Annotated in this window: 19 protein-coding genes, 1 tRNA gene and 1 pseudogene; 13 read left to right on the top strand and 8 right to left on the bottom strand. The window is 71.7% G+C overall.

Going from position 1 to position 19,907, the window contains the following annotated elements; all coding sequences use genetic code 11:
* Window positions 1–328: 328 nt before the first annotated feature.
* Both FHS37_RS20455 and FHS37_RS20460 read left to right on the top strand, forming a co-directional pair.
* Entirely contained in the window at window positions 329–928 is a 600-nt protein-coding gene (locus FHS37_RS20455) for a YwqJ-related putative deaminase (RefSeq protein WP_375372310.1), read from the top strand.
* 50 nt (window positions 929–978) lie between these two features.
* Window positions 979–1,473, top strand: coding sequence for an SUKH-3 domain-containing protein (locus FHS37_RS20460; protein WP_184823352.1), 495 nt, complete (start codon window positions 979–981; stop codon window positions 1,471–1,473).
* A 26-nt stretch (window positions 1,474–1,499) separates the two neighbouring features.
* On the opposite strand, the gene FHS37_RS20465 is transcribed toward FHS37_RS20460, so the two are convergent.
* The gene (locus tag FHS37_RS20465) at window positions 1,500–2,873 is read right to left on the bottom strand and encodes a sensor histidine kinase (RefSeq protein WP_184823354.1); all 1,374 of its coding nucleotides are present in this window, start codon (window positions 2,871–2,873) and stop codon (window positions 1,500–1,502) included.
* Between the two features lie 161 nt (window positions 2,874–3,034).
* On the opposite strand from FHS37_RS20465, the gene FHS37_RS20470 reads away from it, so the two are divergent.
* From FHS37_RS20470 to FHS37_RS20500, 7 genes are all read left to right on the top strand, one after another.
* On the top strand, window positions 3,035–3,652 hold the full coding sequence (locus tag FHS37_RS20470; protein WP_184823357.1) for a hypothetical protein: 618 nt from the start codon (window positions 3,035–3,037) through the stop codon (window positions 3,650–3,652).
* A gap of 14 nt (window positions 3,653–3,666) precedes the next feature.
* Window positions 3,667–3,743, top strand: a tRNA-Gln gene (locus FHS37_RS20475).
* 115 nt (window positions 3,744–3,858) lie between these two features.
* Window positions 3,859–5,304: a bifunctional UDP-N-acetylglucosamine diphosphorylase/glucosamine-1-phosphate N-acetyltransferase GlmU gene (gene glmU, locus FHS37_RS20480; RefSeq protein ID WP_184823359.1), complete on the top strand. Its 1,446-nt coding sequence runs from the start codon at window positions 3,859–3,861 to the stop codon at window positions 5,302–5,304.
* A 136-nt stretch (window positions 5,305–5,440) separates the two neighbouring features.
* A complete protein-coding gene (locus FHS37_RS20485) occupies window positions 5,441–6,421 on the top strand; it encodes a ribose-phosphate diphosphokinase (RefSeq protein WP_184823361.1) in 981 nt (326 codons plus the stop codon).
* 211 nt (window positions 6,422–6,632) lie between these two features.
* Window positions 6,633–7,223 (top strand): 50S ribosomal protein L25/general stress protein Ctc, encoded by a 591-nt coding sequence (locus tag FHS37_RS20490; protein ID WP_184823363.1) that lies wholly within the window; start codon window positions 6,633–6,635, stop codon window positions 7,221–7,223.
* A 72-nt stretch (window positions 7,224–7,295) separates the two neighbouring features.
* A complete protein-coding gene (pth, locus tag FHS37_RS20495) occupies window positions 7,296–7,910 on the top strand; it encodes an aminoacyl-tRNA hydrolase (protein WP_184823365.1) in 615 nt (204 codons plus the stop codon).
* A gap of 100 nt (window positions 7,911–8,010) precedes the next feature.
* Window positions 8,011–8,508 (top strand): hypothetical protein, encoded by a 498-nt coding sequence (locus tag FHS37_RS20500; protein WP_184823367.1) that lies wholly within the window; start codon window positions 8,011–8,013, stop codon window positions 8,506–8,508.
* An 81-nt stretch (window positions 8,509–8,589) separates the two neighbouring features.
* Here the strand turns inward: FHS37_RS20500 and ppc are convergent, their stop codons facing one another.
* A complete protein-coding gene (gene ppc, locus FHS37_RS20505) occupies window positions 8,590–11,322 on the bottom strand; it encodes a phosphoenolpyruvate carboxylase (protein ID WP_184823369.1) in 2,733 nt (910 codons plus the stop codon).
* Between the two features lie 291 nt (window positions 11,323–11,613).
* Here ppc and FHS37_RS20510 point away from each other — a divergent pair, with 291 nt between their 5' ends.
* Both FHS37_RS20510 and FHS37_RS20515 read left to right on the top strand, forming a co-directional pair.
* A complete protein-coding gene (locus FHS37_RS20510) occupies window positions 11,614–12,630 on the top strand; it encodes an acyl-CoA desaturase (protein WP_184823371.1) in 1,017 nt (338 codons plus the stop codon).
* On the top strand, window positions 12,627–13,301 hold the full coding sequence (locus FHS37_RS20515; protein ID WP_184823373.1) for a TetR/AcrR family transcriptional regulator: 675 nt from the start codon (window positions 12,627–12,629) through the stop codon (window positions 13,299–13,301). The genes FHS37_RS20510 and FHS37_RS20515 overlap by 4 nt, the downstream gene beginning before the upstream one ends.
* Here FHS37_RS20515 and FHS37_RS39710 read toward each other — a convergent pair.
* Window positions 13,298–13,653 (bottom strand): annotated as a pseudogene (locus FHS37_RS39710) (VOC family protein). The gene FHS37_RS20515 and the pseudogene FHS37_RS39710 sit on opposite strands and share 4 nt — an antisense overlap.
* Before the next feature lie 2 nt (window positions 13,654–13,655).
* Window positions 13,656–14,540: a trans-aconitate 2-methyltransferase gene (locus FHS37_RS20520; RefSeq protein ID WP_184823375.1), complete on the bottom strand. Its 885-nt coding sequence runs from the start codon at window positions 14,538–14,540 to the stop codon at window positions 13,656–13,658.
* A gap of 67 nt (window positions 14,541–14,607) precedes the next feature.
* Here FHS37_RS20520 and FHS37_RS20525 point away from each other — a divergent pair, with 67 nt between their 5' ends.
* Window positions 14,608–15,105, top strand: coding sequence for a MarR family winged helix-turn-helix transcriptional regulator (locus FHS37_RS20525; RefSeq protein WP_184823377.1), 498 nt, complete (start codon window positions 14,608–14,610; stop codon window positions 15,103–15,105).
* On the opposite strand, the gene FHS37_RS20530 is transcribed toward FHS37_RS20525, so the two are convergent.
* Window positions 15,064–15,843 (bottom strand): LuxR C-terminal-related transcriptional regulator, encoded by a 780-nt coding sequence (locus FHS37_RS20530; RefSeq protein ID WP_184823379.1) that lies wholly within the window; start codon window positions 15,841–15,843, stop codon window positions 15,064–15,066. The genes FHS37_RS20525 and FHS37_RS20530 overlap by 42 nt on opposite strands.
* A 290-nt stretch (window positions 15,844–16,133) precedes the next feature.
* On the opposite strand from FHS37_RS20530, the gene FHS37_RS20535 reads away from it, so the two are divergent.
* On the top strand, window positions 16,134–16,586 hold the full coding sequence (locus FHS37_RS20535) for a GNAT family N-acetyltransferase (RefSeq protein ID WP_184823381.1): 453 nt from the start codon (window positions 16,134–16,136) through the stop codon (window positions 16,584–16,586).
* A gap of 66 nt (window positions 16,587–16,652) precedes the next feature.
* Here the strand turns inward: FHS37_RS20535 and galK are convergent, their stop codons facing one another.
* The 3 genes from galK to galT are packed head-to-tail and all read right to left on the bottom strand — an operon-like array spanning window position 16,653 to window position 19,899.
* The gene (gene galK, locus FHS37_RS20540) at window positions 16,653–17,825 is read right to left on the bottom strand and encodes a galactokinase (protein ID WP_184823383.1); all 1,173 of its coding nucleotides are present in this window, start codon (window positions 17,823–17,825) and stop codon (window positions 16,653–16,655) included.
* Window positions 17,822–18,817, bottom strand: coding sequence for a UDP-glucose 4-epimerase GalE (gene galE / locus FHS37_RS20545; RefSeq protein WP_184823385.1), 996 nt, complete (start codon window positions 18,815–18,817; stop codon window positions 17,822–17,824). Before galE ends, galK begins: the two co-directional genes overlap by 4 nt.
* A complete protein-coding gene (galT, locus tag FHS37_RS20550; RefSeq protein ID WP_184823388.1) occupies window positions 18,814–19,899 on the bottom strand; it encodes a galactose-1-phosphate uridylyltransferase in 1,086 nt (361 codons plus the stop codon). The genes galE and galT overlap by 4 nt, the downstream gene beginning before the upstream one ends.
* Window positions 19,900–19,907: the final 8 nt, after the last annotated feature.

Here is a 19,907-nt window from a genome sequence, read left to right on the forward strand (position 1 = left end):
GCGGCACTCTGTACGCCCCCACCGGCCACCTCAGGCCGTCACGGAACGTATTCGACTGTCACGTCTGTCTCGACTGCTTACCGCCACGACCCCCACGGCGTCCCGCACGCACCACCGCACGGATCACCGCACGAATCGCGGTGCCGACAGCCTATGCGGTACGACGACACCGGTCACCGGCACCGGTGACCCACCCCTCCGCTTCCGTGACCAACCGTCACCCTCCCGTGACAGCCCGCCCAAACCCGGGCGTGTCGCCCGGCCCCAGCTTCCGCATCAGCCACGCCATTTGGCACCCTGTGACCTCCGAGGGGATGCTCGGGAGGGAATGGCGATCATGAACGTGACACAGACGGGGACGCACACCGGCCCATCCGGCGACCCCCGCTCCGGCGACCCCCGCATCGGAAACCCCCGTACCGGTGACCCCCGTACCGGTGACCCCCGGACCGGCGACCCCCGCATCGGCTGGAGCACCTTCGACGGCACCCACGTCCCCAGCCTGCGCCACCGCCGCGACGGCATCCTCCCCACCATCGCCGCCGCCCTCTCCGTCCGCGGCACCACCCTCACCGGCACCGCCGCCCGCGGCGACACACCCCCCGCCCTGCACCCCCTCGTCCAGGACTTCCTCGACACCCTCACCAGCACCCAACGCGACCGCTTCACCGGCCGCTGCGCCGAGACCATCCTCATCTCCCGGCACATCGCCGCCGCCGACGCCGCACGCAGCAAACGCGCCGCACGCAAACCCATGACCAACGGCGAAGCCCGCAAAGCACTCAAACAGGCCAAACTCACCGCCCGCCGCATCCGCGAGGACGGCGACCCCCTCCACGGCAGCTTCGCCACCCCCTGCCGCGCCTGCACCGCCCTCAGCGCCCACTTCGGCATCCGCATCGTCGACCCGGCCGCCACCGACGGCTGACCCGCCCCCACACCCGGCCCCACCCCCGACCACCGACGATCGAAGAGCAGATGCACACCGACCGCACCTCCTCCACCCGCTTCGCCGTCCCCGTCGACGCCGCCCTGCGCGCCGCCGGATGGCAACCCGGGCGCTGGGACATCAAACAGGCCGAGATCTGGGCCGACACCCTCCGCGACCACACCTCACCCGCCGGACACCGCCACACCGTCTTCCCCGCGGCCGTCGAAGCCTGGGCCGAATTCGGCGGACTCCACATCGACCCCACCGGCCCCGGCCGCCAGGTCGCCCCCGTCGCCCTCGACCTCGACCCCCTGCACGGCCTCCACATGGCCCGCACCCTCGGCGACCTCGGCCGCGCCCTCGACACCGAGGTCTGCCCCCTCGGCGCCGAGACCGACACCCAGGCCCTCCTCGCCATCGACGCCCAGGGCCGCGTCTACGCCCTCGACCACACCGGCGACTGGTACCTCGGCCCCGACATCGACCGAGCCCTCGCCGCCCTCGTCTCCGGCATCCAGCCCGTACGCCTCACCGCCGGCTGAACCCGCCCCCGGCCCCACACCCCGGCCTACGACGCCGGAATCACCGCCGACACCCGGAAACCCCCCGCCTCCGTCGGCCCCGACACGAACACCCCGCCCAACGCCGACACCCGCTCCTTCATCCCCACCAGGCCGTTCCCCCCGGACGGCAACCGCGCCGACGACGCCGCCTCCGGCGGCGGCTCGTTCTCCACCTGCATCGCGATCTCCGACACCCGGTGCGCGAGCCGCACATACGTCTTCGCGCCCGCCGCGTGCTTGTGGACGTTCGTCAACGCCTCCTGCACCACCCGGTACGCCGTCGACTCCACCTCCCGCGCGTACGAACGGACCTCCCCCTCCACCGACAGGTCCACGACCATCCCCGCAGCCGCCGACTGCCCCACCAGCTCGTCGATCTCCGACAGGCACGGCCCCTCGGCCACACCCTCCCCCGACCCGCCGGCCACACCCACCGCCCGCGACGCGGCAGCCGCAGCCGCCGCCCCCACCGCCGCCAACGGCACCGACGAGACCGACGACGCCCGCGCCTCCCGCCGCCCGGCACCCTCCCCACCGGCACCGGTGCCGGTGCCGGTACCGGTGCCGGACCGCAGCACCCCGAGCATCTCCCGCAACTCCGTCAACGCCTGCCGGCCCATGTCCCCCACCAGCGCGGCGTTCCGCACCGCCTTCTCCGGATCCTTCCGCGCCACCGCCTGCAGCGCCGCCGCGTGCACCACCATCAGGCTCACCCGGTGCGCGACCACGTCGTGCATCTCACGGGCGATCCGCGTCCGCTCCTCGTTCCGCGCCCACTCGGCCCGCTCCTCCGCCCGCTCCGCGAGCAGCTGGAGCTCCCGCTCCAGACTGTCCGCCCGCTCCCGCAAGCTCTCCATCAACCGCCGCCGCGCCCCGACGTACAGACCCAGCAGCAACGGCGGCGCCGTCAGCCCCAACGAGGTCGTGACGGCCGCGAACGGCACGATCCAGTCCCCGACCTCGAGGTCCTCCCGCGCGATGTCCTGCCGCAACCGCACGAACATCACGATCAGCGTCCCCACCAGCTGCATCCCGGCCAGCGAGGCGATGATCCGGCGCGGCACGTCCGAAGCGGCCAGCGAGTACAGACCGACGATGCCCAACAGGAAGCCCATCGCCGCCGGCGTCACCGCGACCGCCACCAGCACCACCGCGATCGGCCACTTCCGCCGCACCAGCAGCACGGAACCGGCCAGCAGCCCGAACACCACCCCCGCGGCCACCGGAAGCCCCGCCTCCCGCGCGAACGGGATCCCCTCCAGCCCGCACTCCACGGCGGACACCACCGCGAGGCTCACATCGAGCGCGGCACTACGCCGCCTGGCCCACCACCACGGCCCGCCCCGGGCCGTCACATGGTCTTCCCCCGTCGTGGTCATGCCTCCAGCCTACGGGCGGTCGACGCCGCTTTTCCGGCGAGTTTCCACGACCGGGCCCCACCACCCAGGGTGACCGTTCGGATGCGGTACGGCCCGAAATCCCTCGAACTGCCGAACCGGTCACCGTTCGAGAGGGGAACCGGCCATTCCGCCCGGACGGTATGCGTGTGACACATGCACCCGGCAAGTACGCCGACTCCGAGGGCCTGCGGGAACGGGCGGTGGCGCTGCGGCGCGCCCCGACGGAGCAAGCGAAGCCGGCCGCTCGGAAGAGGTGGGAGCACGAGCTGGCGGTGCGCGGCGAAGAGCGTCAGCGGACCAAGGCGGTCGCTGCGGGTCGGATCGGCACGACGACCGACCGCGAGCTGTTCATGACCGGTGGGGCCCTCCGTCGGGCCGAGGGCGCGGAGGACAAGCCGTACGCCAGGCGTGAGAACGTGCAGTTCGTCAACAGCGACCCCAACGTAGTCCGGATCTCCCTGGCTTGGCTCGACGTGCTCGGGGTGGATCGTGAACGCCTGCGGTACCGAGTCGTGATCCGCGTGACGGCCGACGTCGAGGGCGCTGAGAACCGCTGGGCGGACTTGGCAGGAACCGGCATCTCCCAGTTGCGGCAGACAACGATCAAGGAGCACAACCCCAGAACCATCCGCAGGAACGCAGGCGAGAACCACCGAGGTTGCCTGGTGATCAGCGTCCTGCGCGGCGCCGGGTCGTACCGCCGCGTCGAAGGACGGTGGTCCGGAACGGTGGTGGCAGCCGAACAACGAACCCCGTAGGCTAGCCCCGGCATTCCCGGGTTGCTCTGTCGGTAGGGGCGACTGGACTTTGAATCCAGGTAAGACGCAGGTTCGACTCCTGCCCCGGGAGCCGGCCGCGGGGCCCCGACAGCACTGTCGGGGCCCCGCTCTCATGTCCCCCCACCAGCGCCCCGGTATCCTGCGGTTGTCCATCCCCCACCCCCATCACAGCCGAAGGGCATCCCGTGAGCGCCAATCGCCCGGCAGCCGTCGTCGTTCTCGCAGCGGGTGAGGGCACCCGTATGAAGTCGGCCACACCGAAGGTCCTGCACGACATCTGTGGCCGTTCCCTGGTGGGCCACGTGCTCGCCGCCGCCGGTGAGCTCGAGCCGGAGAACCTGGTCGTCGTCGTGGGGCACGCCCGCGAGCAGGTGACCGCCCACCTCGCCGGGGTCGCGCCCGAGGTCCGCACCGCGGTCCAGGAGCAGCAGAACGGCACCGGTCACGCCGTGCGGATGGGCCTGGAGGAGCTGGGCGGCGCGGTCGAGGGGACCGTGGTGGTGGTCTGCGGTGACACCCCGCTGCTGACGGGTGGGACGTTGCGGCAGCTGGCCGCCGCGCACTCCGCCGACGGGAACGCGGTGACGGTGCTGACGGCGGAGGTGCCGGACGCGACCGGGTACGGGCGGATCGTGCGGGACGGCACGGGTGCGGTGACCGCGATCGTGGAGCACAAGGACGCCTCGGAGGAGCAGCGGGCGATCCGGGAGATCAATTCGGGTGTGTTCGCGTTCGACGGTGCGCTGCTGGTGGATGCGCTGAAGAGGGTGCGGACGGACAACAGTCAGGGTGAGGAGTACCTGACCGATGTGCTCGGGATCCTGCGTGAGGCGGGGCACCGGGTGGGTGCGTCGGTGGCGGGGGACCACCGGGAGATCGCGGGGATCAACAACCGGGTGCAGTTGGCGGAGGCGCGGCGGATCCTGAACGACCGGTTGCTGACGGCCGCCATGCTGTCCGGGGTGACGGTGGTGGATCCGGCGACGACGTGGGTCGACGTCACCGTGACGTTCGAGCAGGATGTGATCGTGCATCCGGGGACGCAGTTGCTGGGGTCGACGCATCTGGCCGAGGGGTGTGAGGTGGGTCCGAACTCGCGGTTGGCGGACACCCGTGTGGGTGCCGGTGCGCGGGTGGACAACACGGTGTCGTCGGGTGCGGAGGTGGGTCCCGGGGCGTCGGTGGGGCCGTACGCGTACCTGCGTCCGGGGACGCGGCTGGGTCGTGGGGGCAAGGTCGGTACGTTCGTGGAGACGAAGAACGCGTCGATCGGCGAGGGGACGAAGGTCCCGCATCTGTCGTACGTCGGGGACGCGACGATCGGCGACTTCTCGAACATCGGTGCGGCGAGTGTGTTCGTGAACTATGACGGGGAGCACAAGCACCACACGACCGTCGGGTCGCACTGCAAGACGGGTTCGGACAACATGTTTGTGGCTCCTGTCACGATCGGGGACGGCGCTTACACGGCTGCCGGCTCGGTGATCACGAAGGATGTGCCGCCCGGTTCGCTGGCCGTGGCCCGTGGTCAGCAGCGGAATATCGAGGGTTGGGTGGCTCGTAAGCGTCCGGGGAGTGCTGCCGCGAAGGCTGCGGAGGAGGCTTCCCGGGGGTCGGTCGAGGAGGACTGACCGGAAAACGGTGCTCCGAACACGGCGTACCGTGATAAGTGCACACCTGCACCCCCTACCAGCTGTGATGGCCTCTCGCATGGCGGCGACGAGGTTGTCGGACATCCGGCTGCGAGACCTCTGAGGAGAAAGTGCTGTGACCGGGATCAAGACGACCGGCGAGAAGAAGATGATGTTCTTCTCCGGCCGCGCCCACCCCGAGCTTGCCGAGGAGGTCGCCCAGCAGCTGGGTGTCGGGGTCGTCCCGACGAAGGCCTTCGACTTCGCCAATGGTGAGATCTACGTGCGGTATCAGGAGTCGGCTCGTGGTGCCGACTGTTTCCTGATCCAGAGCCACACTGCTCCGATCAACAAGTGGATCATGGAGCAGCTGATCATGATCGACGCGTTGAAGCGTGCGTCGGCCAGGTCCATCACGGTCATCGTGCCGTTCTACGGTTACGCGCGGCAGGACAAGAAGCACCGGGGTCGTGAACCGATCTCGGCGCGTCTGATCGCGGATCTGATGAAGACGGCGGGTGCGGACCGCCTGCTGACGGTGGATCTGCACACGGATCAGATCCAGGGGTTCTTCGACGGTCCGGTGGACCACCTGTTCGCGTTGCCGCTGCTGGCGGACTACGTGGGGGCGAAGGTGGACCGGGAGAAGCTGACGGTGGTGTCGCCGGACGCGGGTCGTGTGCGGGTGGCGGACCGTTGGTGCGACCGGCTGGGTGCGCCGCTGGCGATCGTGCACAAGCGCCGGGACAAGGACGTGGCGAACCAGGTCACCGTGCACGAGGTGGTCGGTGAGGTGCGGGGCCGCGTGTGTGTGCTGGTGGACGACATGATCGACACCGGTGGCACGATCTGTGCCGCGGCGGACGCGTTGTTCGCGCACGGTGCGGAGGACGTGATCGTGACGGCGACGCACGGTGTGCTGTCGGGTCCGGCGGCGGACCGGTTGAAGAATTCGCGGGTGAGCGAGTTCGTGTTCACGAACACGCTGCCGACGCCGACGGAGCTGAGCGAGACGCTGGACAAGATCAAGGTGCTGTCGATCGCGCCGACGATCGCGCGTGCGGCGCGTGAGGTGTTCGAGGACGGTTCGGTGACGAGCCTGTTCGACGAGCAGTAAGGGTTCTGCGACCGTTTCCGGTGGCCGGCGTCGTCCGGTGATCGTTTTGGGTGCGGCCTCCCGGTCCGAGTAGACTGCTGCAGTTGCTCGGCGAGGGAGGCCGTTCCGCTTCATGTGAGGCTGGTGCGGCGGTCCGTTATCGACGCGCTCTTCGTAGCAGGCCGTTCGTGGCCGGGTGACCACGTCCGTTTTCTGACTTCGAGGAGTGATCATGTCCGAGGTGAAGATCTCCGCCGCGACGCGCACCGAGTTCGGCAAGGGTGCCGCGCGCCGTATCCGCCGTGACAACAAGGTTCCGGGTGTGCTGTACGGGCACGGTTCGGACCCGCTGCACCTGACGTTCCCGGGCCACGAGCTGCTGCTGGCGCTGCGTACGCCGAACGTGCTGATCTCGCTGGACATCGACGGCAAGACCAGCGAGCTGGCGATCCCGAAGGCCGTGCAGCGTGACCCGCTGAAGGGTTTCCTGGAGCACGTGGACCTGCTGCTGGTGAAGCGCGGCGAGAAGGTCCAGGTCGAGATCCCGGTGCAGACCGAGGGTGAGCTGGCCCCGGGCGGCTACCTGCTGGAGCACGTTCTGGACGCGCTGCCGGTCGAGGCCGAGGCGACGCACATCCCGGAGCAGGTCTCCGTGTCCATCGAGGGTCTGGAGGCCGGTGCCTCGGTTCTCGCGAAGGACATCGCGCTCCCGAACGGTGTGAAGCTGGCCGTGGAGGAGGACGCCGTGGTGCTGCAGGTGCTGGCCGCGCAGGCGGAGGAGGCGCCCGAGGGTGCCGAGGGTGAAGAGGCCGCCGAGGCCTGATCCTCCTCGTAGTCGTCGTTTCGTCGGCCGCTGTTCCCGTGCGGGGCAGCGGCCGACGCGTATGAAGGAGACATGGACGTGACGACCGATGCGGTGATCGACGCGGCGGCTCCCTGGTTGATCGTGGGTCTGGGCAATCCGGGGCCGGAGTACGCGATGAACCGGCACAACGTGGGGTTCATGGTGGCGGACCTGCTGGCGGAGCGGGTGGGGGGCCGGTTCAAGCGGGCCGGGAAGGCCCAGGCACAGGTGGTGGAGGGGCGGATCGGGCCGCCGGGGCCGGCGAACCGGCGGGTGGTCCTGGCGAAGCCGATGTCGTACATGAACCTCTCGGGCGGACCGGTGAACGCGCTGCGGGAGTTCTACAAGGTGCCGGTGGCGCATGTGGTGGCGGTCCATGACGAGCTGGACATCGATTACGGCGTGCTGCGGCTGAAGCTGGGGGGCGGGGACAACGGGCACAACGGGTTGAAGTCGATCACGAAGGCGTTCGGGCGGGACTATCACCGGGTGCGGTTCGGGATCGGGCGGCCGCCGGGGCGGATGCAGGTGGCGGATTTCGTGTTGAAGGACTTCTCGTCGGCGGAGCGCAAGGAGCTGGACTACTTCGTGGACCGGGCGGCGGACGCGGTGGAGTGTCTGGTGACGGAGGGGTTGGAGCGGGCGCAGAGCGCGTACAACTCGTGAGGTGCCGATGGGCACATCTGTCGACTTGTCCGGTGGGGGTCTCTCCGTCCGCCCCCACCGGAGTTGACCGACCGCAAGGTCATGGCCAAGGATCGCGGCCATGCCTTCTGCGGTCCTCTCCTCCCGGGCCTCCCGGGGTGCCTCCACCGTGCTGCGGCTGTGCCGGTTCGCGGCGATGGGCACGGTCGCCGCGCTGATCCTGATCGCCGGTGTGTGGGCGTCGTGGGGCACGGCGCAGCACGCGATGCTGACGAAGGGGCGCGAGCGCGGCACGGTCGAGGTGACGCGGTGCGGGGCGAAGACGTGCACGGGGCCCTATGCGCCGTTGTCGCAGGGGTCGCAGCCGCGGGCGCGGGTCGTGCTGGAGGACTCGGTGGCCGTGGACAGGGGTGAGACCTACACGGTGGTGCTGAAGCCGGGCGGCGAGCACGCGGTCCGTTCCGGTCCGGCCGGGATCCTGTACGCGTGGGTTCCGCTGGGCGGGGCGCTGCTGCTGGCGTCGGTGGTGGTGGCGGGCGGGTTGCTGCGGACGCGGGCCGCGTGGGTGCTGGCGTTGTCGGGGACGGCGTTGCTCACGGCGGCTTTCCTGGCCGTGTGAGCGGGCGCGGACGGCGACGGGGGTTTCCCCGGACCTCGTACGAGGTCCGGGGAAACCCCCGTCGTATGGCCGGTTGCCGGGTCAGCCGGTGTTGCGCAGGCCGGCCGCCACGCCGTTGACGGTCAGCAGCAGGGCCCGGGAGAGCAGCGGGTCGGGCTGCTCGCCCGCGGCGGCGGCGTCGCGCTGGCGCTTGAGGAGGGCGACCTGGAGGTAGGAGATCGGGTCCAGGTAGGCGTCGCGGATGGCGAAGGTCTGCTTGAGGACGGGCTGGGCGTCCAGCAGTTCCGTCTCGCCCGTGATCCGCAGCACCTCGGCGACGGTCAGTTCGTGCTCGGCCCTGATGGTGTCGAACACGTGCTTGAGTTCGTCGGGGACGAGGGTGTCGACGTAGTGCTGGGCGATCCGCAGGTCCGTCTTAGCGAGGGTCATCTCGACGTTGGAGACGAAGTTGCGGAAGAAGTGCCACTGCTCGTACATCTCGTCGAGCACGGTGTCCAGGCCGGCCTCGCGCAGCGCCTTGAGGCCGGAGCCGACGCCGAACCAGCCGGGGACGATCTGCCGGGACTGGGTCCAGCCGAACACCCACGGGATGGCGCGCAGGCCGTCGAGCGAGACGCCGGAACCGGGGCGGCGGGAGGGCCGGGAGCCCAGGTGCAGCTCGGCGAGCTGGTCGACCGGCGTGGAGGCGAGGAAGTACGTCGGCAGGTCGGGGTCCTCGACGAAGGCGCGGTAGGCGGCGTGGGCGGCGTCGGAGACGACGTCCATGGCGGCGTCCCAGCGGGCGAGGGCCTCGTCGGACTGGCGGGGCGCGGTGTGCAGGGCGGAGGCCTGCAGGGTGGCGGCCACGGTCAGTTCGAGGTTCTCGCGGGCGAGGGACGGGATGAGGTACTTGTCGGAGATGACCTCGCCCTGCTCGGTGACCTTGATCTCGCCTTCGAGGGTGCCCCAGGGCTGGGCGAGGATGGCGTCGTGGGTGGGGCCGCCGCCGCGGCCGACGGTGCCGCCGCGGCCGTGGAAGAGGCGCAGGCGTACGCCGTAGCGGTGGGCGACGTCGCGCAGCCGGCGCTGGGCGCGGTGGATCTCCCACTGGCTGGTGGTGATGCCGCCGAACTTGGAGGAGTCGGAGTAGCCGAGCATGACCTCCTGGACGTCGCCCCTGAGCGCGACGAGGCGCCGGTAGGACGGGTCGGAGAGCATGTCCTCGAGGATGGTGTCGGCGGCCTTGAGCTCGTCGGTGGTCTCCAGCAGCGGGACGATGCCGATCTTCGCCCAGCCGGCGTGCAGGTCGACGAGGCCGGCCTCGCGGGCGAGGACGGCGGCGGCGAAGACGTCGTCGGCGCCCTGGCACATGGAGATGATGTACGACTCGATGACCTCGGGTCCGAAGACCTCCAGGGCGCGCTTGACGGTCTGGAAGACGCCGAGGGTCTTCTCGCCGGCCGCGTCGACGGGCGCGGGGGTGGGGGCGAGGGGCCTCCTGCTGCGCAGCTCCTTGGCGAGGAGCTTGGCCCGGTACTCGCGGGGCATGTCGGCGTAGCGCCAGGACTCCTCGCCGAGCCGGTCGAAGAGCTGGCCGAGGGCGTGGTGGTGGGCGTCGGCGTGTTCGCGGACGTCCATGGTGGCGAGCTGGAGGCCGAACGCGGCGAGGGTGCGGATGGTGCGGGCGAGACGCCCGTCGGCGAACAGCCCGCCGCGGTGTTCGCGCAGGGAGGCCTGGACGATCCGCAGGTCGGTGAGGAGGTCGCCGGTGCCGAGGTAGTCGCGGCCGGGTTCGTGGGGGGTGCCCTTGGCGAGGCGGAGCTTGGTGTTCTCCAGCTTCTGCCGGATGCAGGTGGCCTTGAGCCGGTAGGGCTCCTCGGCGTTGAGGCGCTTGTAGCGGGGGCTGATCTCGGGGAGGTTGTCGAGGTCGGCCTGCAGGGAGGTGAGCAGTTCCTCGGTGGCGCCGGCGTAGCGGATGGAGTTGGAGAGGAAACCGCGCAGCTCGTCGATCATCTCCAGGGCGTCGTTGATGCCGTGTTCGTGCTGGAGGATGAGGACGTCCCAGGTGACCTGGGGGGTGACGTTGGGGTTGCCGTCGCGGTCGCCGCCGATCCAGGTGCCGAAGGTGAGGGGGCGGGTGTCGTCGGGGAGGTGGACGCCGACGCGCTCCAGTTCGGCGGTGAGGTCCTCGAGGACGTCGCCGACCGCGCCGGCGTGCAGTTCGTCGAGGTAGTAGATGGCGTTGCGGGCCTCGTCGGCGGGTTCGGGACGGACCACGCGCAGTTCGTCGGTCTGCCAGACGAGGTCGATGTTCTCGGCGAGCCGGGTGTCCAGGCGGCGCCGGTCGGAGGCGATGACCGGGGTGTCGAGGAGGGCGGCGATCCGGCGGAGCTTGTTCAGGACGGAGCGGCGGGCGGCCTCGGTGGGGTGGGCGGTGAAGACGGGCCGCACGTTGAGGTGGCGCACGGTCTCGCGCAGGTGCTCGGGGTCGGCGTCCTTGAGGCGGTCGGCGGTGCGGGAGAGCAGTCCGCCCTCGGCCGCGCGACGGGCCCGCAGTTCGCGGCCGCGGTGGACCTGCTCGGTGACGTTGGCCAGGTGGAAGTAGGTGGAGAAGGCGCGGACCAGCTTGGCCGCGGTCCGCAGTTCGGTGCCGCGCAGCAGCTCGGCGGCGGCCTCGCCGTCCTCTCGGGTGAGGCGGCGGACCTTCTCGACGAGGTCCAGCAGCTCCGGGCCCTCCTGCCGCACGAGGGTCTCCCCGAGGAGATCGCCCAGGCGGCGGATGTCGGCGCGCAGCTCGCTGCTCGTCGTCGTGGTCTGGTCGTCGGCACTGCTCACAGGTGCGGCTCCTTGCAGTGTTGAAGCTCGTCTGGGAGGGAACCCGGACGGCGTCTCGCGCGGCGGGCACCGCATACGGGCCGGACGTCCGGGAAGAAATCAGAGCGGACCGCGCTGTCCGACCGACTCCAGGATAGGTGTCGATCCGGAGGTGCAGGCCGACGGGCCCTTGCCGCCGGGCGACGCACTGCCATACTTACGTTGCCGTAGGTTACGGAACCGTAGGAAGACCGCACGGTCTCCGCAGCCGGGCACACCACCCCCATTCCACACACCCCACAGGGGACACGCATGACCTCTACTCCCGATGTGATCGAAGAAGACTCGCGCAAGGACCGGCCCGGGGACGCGGCACCGCCCTCCGCCACGCTGGGCGGGGAGCAGAAGCGTTCGGTGGAGCAGGTCACGCTGCTGCTCTTCATCACCGTCCCGTTCCTGGCGCTGCTGGCGGCGGTCCCGCTGGCGTGGGGCTGGGGGGTGAGCTGGCTGGACCTCGGTCTGCTGGTCTTCTTCTACTTCCTGGGCTGCCACGGCATCACCATCGGCTTCCACCGGCACTTCACCCACGGGTCGTTCAAGGCCAAGCGTCCGTTGAAGATCGCGCTGGCCATCGCCGGTTCCATGGCGGTCGAGGGCCCGCTGGTGCGCTGGGTGGCCGATCACCGCAAGCACCACAAGTTCTCCGACGCCGAGGGCGACCCGCATTCGCCGTGGCGGTACGGGGAGACGGTCCCGGCGCTGATCAAGGGCCTGTGGTGGGCGCACATCGGCTGGATGTTCGACGAGGAGCAGACGCCGCAGGACAAGTACGCGCCGGACCTGATCAAGGACAGGACGCTCAGGGCGATCTCCCGCCAGTTCGTGCTGTGGACGGTCGTGTCGCTGGCGCTGCCGGCGCTGATCGGCGGCCTGGTCACCATGTCGTGGTGGGGGGCGTTCACGGGCTTCTTCTGGGGGTCACTCGTCCGGGTGGCGTTGCTGCACCACGTGACGTGGTCGATCAACTCGATCTGCCACGCGGTCGGCAAGCGCCCGTTCAAGTCGCGGGACCGTTCGGGCAACGTGTGGTGGCTGGCGGTGCTGTCCTGCGGTGAGTCCTGGCACAACCTGCACCACGCCGACCCGACCTCGGCGCGGCACGGGGTGGAGCGGGGGCAGCTCGACTCGAGCGCCCGACTGATCCGCTGGTTCGAGCAGTTGGGCTGGGCGTACGACGTGCGGTGGCCGTCACGCTCGCGTATCGATTCGCGCCGCAATGCGGCAGAAGGCGGTGCCCGGCGGGGGAAGGAAGCCGTGAAGGCGGCATGATGGTCGCCGTGGCGACCGACTCCAGCACCCCGAGCAACGACAAGCCGCGGCGCGCGCGCCGCACCCGGATGACCGGTGCCGAGCGCCGCCAGCAGCTGCTGGAGATCGGTCGCACCCTGTTCGCCGCCAAGGGCTTCGAGGGCACCTCGGTGGAGGAGATCGCGGCGAAGGCCGGGGTGTCCAAGCCGGTGGTGTACGAGCACTTCGGCGGCAAGGAGGGGCTGTACGCGGTGGTGGTGGACCGTGAGATGCGGCGGCTGCTGGACATGGTGACCAGCTCCCTGACCGCCGGCCACCCGCGCGAGCTGTGCGAACAGGCGGCGTTCGCACTGCTGGACTACATCGAGGAGTACACGGACGGCTTCCGCATCCTGGTCCGCGACTCGCCCATCCCGCAGTCGACGGGTTCCTTCGCCTCCCTGATCTCGGACATCGCCACCCAGGTGGAGGACATCCTGGGCCGCGAGTTCAAGAGCCGGGGCTTCGACCCCAAGCTGGCCCCGCTGTACGCGCAGGCCCTGGTCGGGATGGTCGCGCTGACCGGCCAGTGGTGGCTGGACGTGCGCAGGCCGAAGAAGGCGGAGGTGGCGGCCCACCTGGTGAACCTGGCCTGGCACGGCCTGGACGGGCTGGAGCCCAAGCCGCGGCTGATAGGGCACCGGAAGAGCTAGCGGGGCTCCAGGAACTCCAGGCGGTCGCCGCCGGGGCCTCCGAGCAGGAGCGGCGGTGGCCCGGCAGGTCGTCGTCCCGGGTGACGGGGCCCGTGGGCCGCCGGCCGGGCGGCGCACGCGTCGACCCCGGTGCCCCTCAGGCCGGGGTGGGCCTCCCCCGCGGGCCGGAAGTCCAGTTCGATCCCCGGGTGGAGCTGTACGGATCCGGCCCGGAACCAGCAGCCGCCGCGTGCGGCGAGGGCCGGCGGCTTGGGACCTCGGTCATGCCGAGGACGCCGGCGCGGTACGTGCGGAGACGGGCCTCGGAGCCGGGCGGCGCGGCCGGCTGGACGTGGTCGACGGCGGTGGTCACGGTCACACCTCCTTGACGGCGACGGCGAAGATCCGCCGGAAGGGGAACGGGGTGCCGTGCGGGCCGGTCGGGTAGGCCGCGCGCAGGGCGGTGCGGTACTCCTCCAGGAAGGCGTCCCGCGCCCCGGGGTCGTCGGCGAGGGCGGTCAGGACGGGCCTCAGGCCGGTGCCCCTCACCCAGTCCAGGACGGGGTCCTCCCCGGTCAGCAGGTGGACGTACGTCGTCTCCCACACGTCGGCGGTGCAGCCGAGGCCGGCCAGCCGTTCCAGGTACGCCTCCGGCCGGAGCACGGCCCCGGCGTGGCGCAGGACGCCGCCGAGGCGGGCGCGCCACCGCGGGGAGGCGGCGAGGTCGCGCATGAGGCTGTGGCTGGGGGCGTCGAAGTTGCCGGGCACCTGGAAGGCGAAGGTGCCGCCGGGGGCGAGTCCGGCGATCCAGTCGGGGAAGCGGTCCGCGTGCCCCGGGACCCACTGCAGCGTGGCGTTGCTGACGATCAGGTCGTACGGCCGGTCGGGGGTCCAGGTGCGGGCGTCGGCGGGGGCGAAGTCGAGCCGGCCGCCCCCGGGGGTGGGGCCCCCGTGGCCGGTGCGGGCCGCGTCGAGCATCTCGGGCGAGTTGTCGTAGCCGGTGACGCGGGCGGTGGGCCAGCGGTCGGCGAGCAGCGCGGTGACGTTGCCGGCGCCGCAGCCCAGGTCGGCGATGCGGGGCGGATCACCCGGGAGGCCGGGGACCCGGGCGAGCAGGTCGGTGAAGGGCCGGGCGCGATGGCCGGCGTGGCGCAGGTACTGGGCGGGGTCCCAGACGGGGCCGGTGGGACTGGCGGGACTGGCGGGCGCGGACACGGAGCCTCCCGGTGCTGACGGACCGGTACCCAGTCTCACCCCCATTTACCTCGACGTCAAGACACTTGACATCAAGAGACTTCACGTCGACACAACCACTACACTGATCCGCATGGAGGACGAGGTCGATCGGCTGGTCGCAGCGTGGCGCCGGGAGCGCCCGGACCTCGACGTGGAACCGCTCGAGGTGCTCAGCCGGGTGAGCAGGCTGGCCCGGCACCTGGACCGGGCACGTCGGCTCGCCTTCGCCGAACACGGACTGGAGTCCTGGGAGTTCGACGTCCTGACCGCGCTGCGCCGCGCGGGCACCCCGTACCAGCTGTCGCCGGGGCAGCTCCTCACCCAGACCCTGGTCACGTCGGGCACGATGACCAACCGCATCGACCGCCTCACCAAGAAGGGGCTGGTGGAGCGGCTGCCCGACCCCAGTGACCGGCGCGGTGTCCTGGTCCGGCTCACGGACGAGGGCCGCGACCGCGCCGACCAGGCACTGGCCGGGCTGCTGGCGCAGGAGCGGGCCATCCTCGCGGAACTCTCCCACGGGCAGCGCGGGGAGCTGGCCGGGCTGCTACGCCGGTTGACCGCCCCGTTCGACAACATCCCCGGTTGACGGCCGGTCCAGGTCGACGGGCCCGACGCCCGCCCGGCGGGCGAGGGCGACGGCGGCGAGGGTGGAGTGCACCCCCAGTTTGCCGAGGACGTTCTGCATGTGCGTGCGCACGGTGTGCGGGGACAGGAACAGGCGCTCGGCGACCGCTTTGCGCCCCAGCCCCGCGACCATGCACCGCAGCACCTCCCGCTCCCGCGGGGTCAGGGACTCCACGAGCCGTTCGCTCTCGGTGCGGTGCCTGCGGGCGGCGGTCAGTTCGCGCAGGACGCCGGTGAGCAGGGCGGGCGGCAGGTGCGTCTCGTCGCGCAGCACCCCGCGGATCACGGTGAGCAGCCGGTTCAGCGAGCAGTCCTTGGCCACCCATCCGGAGGCGCCCGCCTGCAGGGCGAGCGCGGCCCGGCGCGGGTCGTCCTTCTCGGCGAGGACCACGGTCCGCGCCTGCGGCTGCGCGGAGCGCACCCCGGTGACCAGCGCTATCCCGTCGACGAGCCCGTCCTCGTCGCCGTCCTGCACCGGCACGGCCGGCCGCCCGCCCGGCACCTTGCCGCCCAGGTCGGCGTCGACGAGCAAGACGTCGAACCGCCGCCCCTCGGCGGCCGCCCGCTCCAGGCAGCGCAGCGCGGCCGGGCCGCTGCCCGCCGCGGACACCTCGACGTCGGGCTCTGCGGCCAGTGCCGCGGCCAGCGACTCGGCGAAGATGCGATGGTCGTCGACGACCAGGACTCGGATGCGAACCACGAAACCCCCTTCCCCGAGCTCTCCGCAGAGCAGGGGATCACCCCATCGTCGGGGGACGGCGCCGGCGCGGGTACGGCGCCGAGGCCCCCGTCATGGACTCACCGGACATGGGACGGGTCGCCTCGACCGCACGGCCGCCGCCGCGCGCCGTCCGCCACCCCGCCCCGGACGCCGTACCCGACTTCTCTCGCCCCCTGATCGACGCCGGCCCCCACCGGCGCTGTTCATCAGGGTACGGGCGGGGGCCGGGAGCGGAAGGTTATTTGCAGAACTGGCGGCCTTGCGCGTTTATGGTGTGCCGCATGTTCCGTCTTGAGACAGAAGTCGACAAGGCCCGACGTGATCTGCTCCGCAGGCGCCTACGGGACACCAACACGGCGGCCTCCCCGGTGCTGCGCGCCCTGCGCGGAACGCCGGACGAACGCGAGTCGGCTTTGCACGTGTGGGCGTCGAACGCCGACGGCGAGCTGGCGGGCGGTCTGGTCGGCCACACCTGGACGGCCTGGCTGCACGTGACCTACCTCTGGGTCGACGGCCGCCACCGGGGGGCGGGCCTGGGCTCCCGCCTCCTGGCGGAGGCGGAACGCGTCGCCGCCGGACGCGGCTGCACGTCCTCCCGGGTGGAGACCTGGGACTTCCAGGCCCCGGACTTCTACCGGAAGCAGGGCTACGAGGTGGTCTGCGTGATCCCCGACTACCCGCCGGGCATCACGGAGTACACCCTGACGAAGCGGCTGGGCTGACCGGGACGGCCGGCGAGGACGCCTCGCCGGCCGTCCCGCGGCGCCCCGGGCTCGGACGCCCCGGGCTCAGACCAGTCGCCGCGCCCCCGCCGCCGGGACGGCCTCGAAGGCGCGGGGGGCCTGGAAGCCGGCCGCCGCGAACGCCTCCTCCACCGCCTTGGTGATCGCCGGGACGTCGGCCTCCTCGGCCAGGACGACGGCCGAGCCGCCGAAGCCGCCGCCGGTCATCCGGGCGCCCAGCGCGCCCGCGCCCAGCGCCGTGTCGACGACCAGGTCGAGTTCCGGGCAGGAGACGCGGAAGTCGTCGCGCAGGGAGGCGTGGCCCTCGACCAGGACGGGGCCGACGGCCCGGGTGTCGCCCGACTCCAGGAGCGCGACGACCCGTTCGACGCGTTCGTCCTCCGTGACCACGTGCCGGACCAGGCGGCGGACCTCCTCCTCGTCGCCCAGCCGCGCCAGCGCCGCGTCCAGTTCCGCGTACCGCACGTCCCTGAGCGCGTCCACGCCCAGCAGGGCCGCGCCCTTCTCGCAGCCGGCGCGGCGCTTGCCGTACTCGCCCTCGCTGTGGCTGTGCTTGACCTGGGTGTCGACGACGAGCAGGCGCAGGCCCTCGGCGGCCAGGTCGAAGGGGATCTGCCGCTGGGAGAGGTCGCGGGTGTCGAGGAACAGGGCGTGACCGGCCTCGCAGCAGGCCGAGGCCGTCTGGTCCATGATGCCGACGGGGGCGCCGACGTAGACGTTCTCCGCGCGCTGGCACAGGCGGGCCAGCTGCCAGCCGCGCAGGCCCAGGCCGAACAGGTCGTTCAGCGCGAGCGCCACGACGACCTCCAGGGCGGCCGACGACGACAGGCCCGCGCCCGCCGGGACCGTGGAGGCGAGGTGGACGTCCGCGCCGGTCACCGCGTGGCCGGCCTCGCGCAGGGCCCAGACCACGCCCGCCGGGTAGGCGGTCCACCGCTTGTCGGACCCGGGGGCGAGGGCGTCCGGTGCCAGCTCCACCACCGGGCCGTCGACGTCGGCCGAGTGCAGGCGCAGGACGCCGTCGTCGCGGCGCGCGACCGCGGCGAGAGCGGTGTGCGGCAGGGCGAACGGCATGACGAAGCCGTCGTTGTAGTCGGTGTGCTCGCCGATGAGGTTGACCCGGCCCGGCGCCGCCCACACCCCGTCCGGCGCGGCACCGTACAGCTGCTCGAACCGCTCGGCGACGGACCGCGCGGCGACCTCGCTGGACTCGCTCATGCCCCGGCCTCCCGACCCTTCGTCACGTTCTCCCCGGCGCGCCGCTGCGCGAACTCCCACGCGTCGGCGACGATCCCCGTGAGGTCCGTGCGCGACGGCTTCCAGCCCAGCCTCTCGCGGGCCGTGGCGGCCGACGCCACCAGGACCGCCGGGTCGCCGCCCCGGCGCGGGGCCACGACCTCGGGGATCGGGTGGCCGGTCACCTCGCGGACCGTCTCGATCACCTCGCGGACGGAGAAGCCGTTGCCGTTGCCGAGGTTGCAGATCAGGTGCTCGCCGGGGGCGGCCGCCTCCAGGGCCAGCAGGTGGGCCTCGGCCAGGTCGGCGACGTGGATGTAGTCGCGCACGCAGGTGCCGTCCGGCGTCGGGTAGTCGTCGCCGTAGACGGAGACGGCGTCCCGCCTGCCCTGCGCCACCTGCAGCACGAGCGGGATCAGGTGCGACTCGGGGTCGTGGCGCTCGCCGTGCGCGCCGTACGCGCCGGCCACGTTGAAGTAGCGCAGGGAGACCGCGCCCAGGCCGTGCGCCGCCGCCTCGCCGGTGATCATGTGGTCGACGGCGAGCTTGGAGGCCCCGTAGGGGTTCGTGGGCCGGGTCGGGGCGGACTCGACGATCGGGACCTGCTCCGGCTCGCCGTAGGTCGCCGCCGTGGAGGAGAACACCAGCCGGCGCACGCCCGCCGCGCGCATGGCCGCCAGCAGCGCCATGGTGCCGCCGACGTTGTTGTCCCAGTACTTCTCCGGCTTCACCACCGACTCGCCGACCTGCGAGGACGCGGCGAAGTGCAGGACGCCGTCGTAGGACGGGTCCAGCCACTGCGCGGCGTCGCGGATGTCGCCCTCGACGAAGGAGGCGCCCGCGGGGACGCCCTCGCGGAAGCCGGTGGAGAGGTTGTCGAGCACGACGACCTCGTGACCGGCCTCCAGCAGATGCTGGGCGACGACACCGCCGACGTAACCGGCACCGCCCGTCACCAGGTACTTCCCGCTCATGAACTCGCTACCTCCCGCAGTCGCTCGGCCGCGCGCTCCGGCGGCACGTCGTTGATGAACACGTTCATGCCGGACTCGGAGCCCGCGAGGAACTTCAGCTTGCCGGACGTGCGGCGGATGGTGAAAAGCTCCAGGTGGAGCGCGAAGTCGTCGCGCGTGACGCCGTCGAACTCCTCCAGCGCGCCGAACGGCGCCTGGTGCCAGGCCGCGATGTACGGCGTCGGGGGCTCCCCCGCGCCTTCCTCCCCCCCGTCCCCCCCGTCGAAGATCCGGTCGAAGCGCCTCAACAGTTCCAGATAGACCTGGGGGAACTCCGTGCGCGCCGCCTCGTCGAGTCCGAGCAGGTCGGGCACGCGGCGCTTCGGGTACAGGTGGACCTCGTAGGGCCAGTGCGCCGCGTACGGCACGAAGGCGGCCCAGTGTTCACCCTCCAGGACGACCCGTTCCCCGGCGAGTTCCCGCTCCAGCACGGCGTCGAAGAGGTTCTCCCCGCCGGTCGCCTCCTTGTGCGCCGCCACTTGGCGCAGCATCAGGGCGGTGCGGGGGGTGGTGAAGGGGTAGGCGTAGATCTGCCCGTGCGGGTGCTGGAGGGTGACACCGATCTCGGCGCCCCGGTTCTCGAAGCAGAACACCTGTTCCACGGAGGGCAGATGCGACAGCTCGGACGTCCGGTCCGTCCAGGCCTCCAGGACCAGCCGCGCCTGCCGTTCGCTCAGGTCGGCGAAGGAGGCGTCGTGGTCGGAGGTGAAGCAGACGACCTCGCACCGGCCCGAGTCCCCGGCCAGCGAGGGGAACCGGTTCTCGAAGACGACCACGTCGTACGAGGAGTCCGGGATCTCGCTCAGGCGGTCGCCCGCGGAGGGGCACAGGGGGCACTCGTCGGCCGGCGGGTGATAGGTGCGGCCCTGCCGGTGCGAGGCGACGGCGACGCTGTCACCCAGGAGCGGGTCGCGGCGGATCTCGGAGGTGGTGACGGTGGCGTCCAGCGGGCGGCGGTCGACCGCGTCGCGCACGATGTCGTCACTCAGGTCGTAGTAGACGATCTCGCGACCGTCGGCCAGCCGGGTCGAGGTCTTCTTCACGCCGGACG

The organism is Streptomyces griseomycini (genome assembly GCF_014203535.1).
Taxonomy (GTDB): domain Bacteria; phylum Actinomycetota; class Actinomycetes; order Streptomycetales; family Streptomycetaceae; genus Streptomyces; species Streptomyces griseomycini.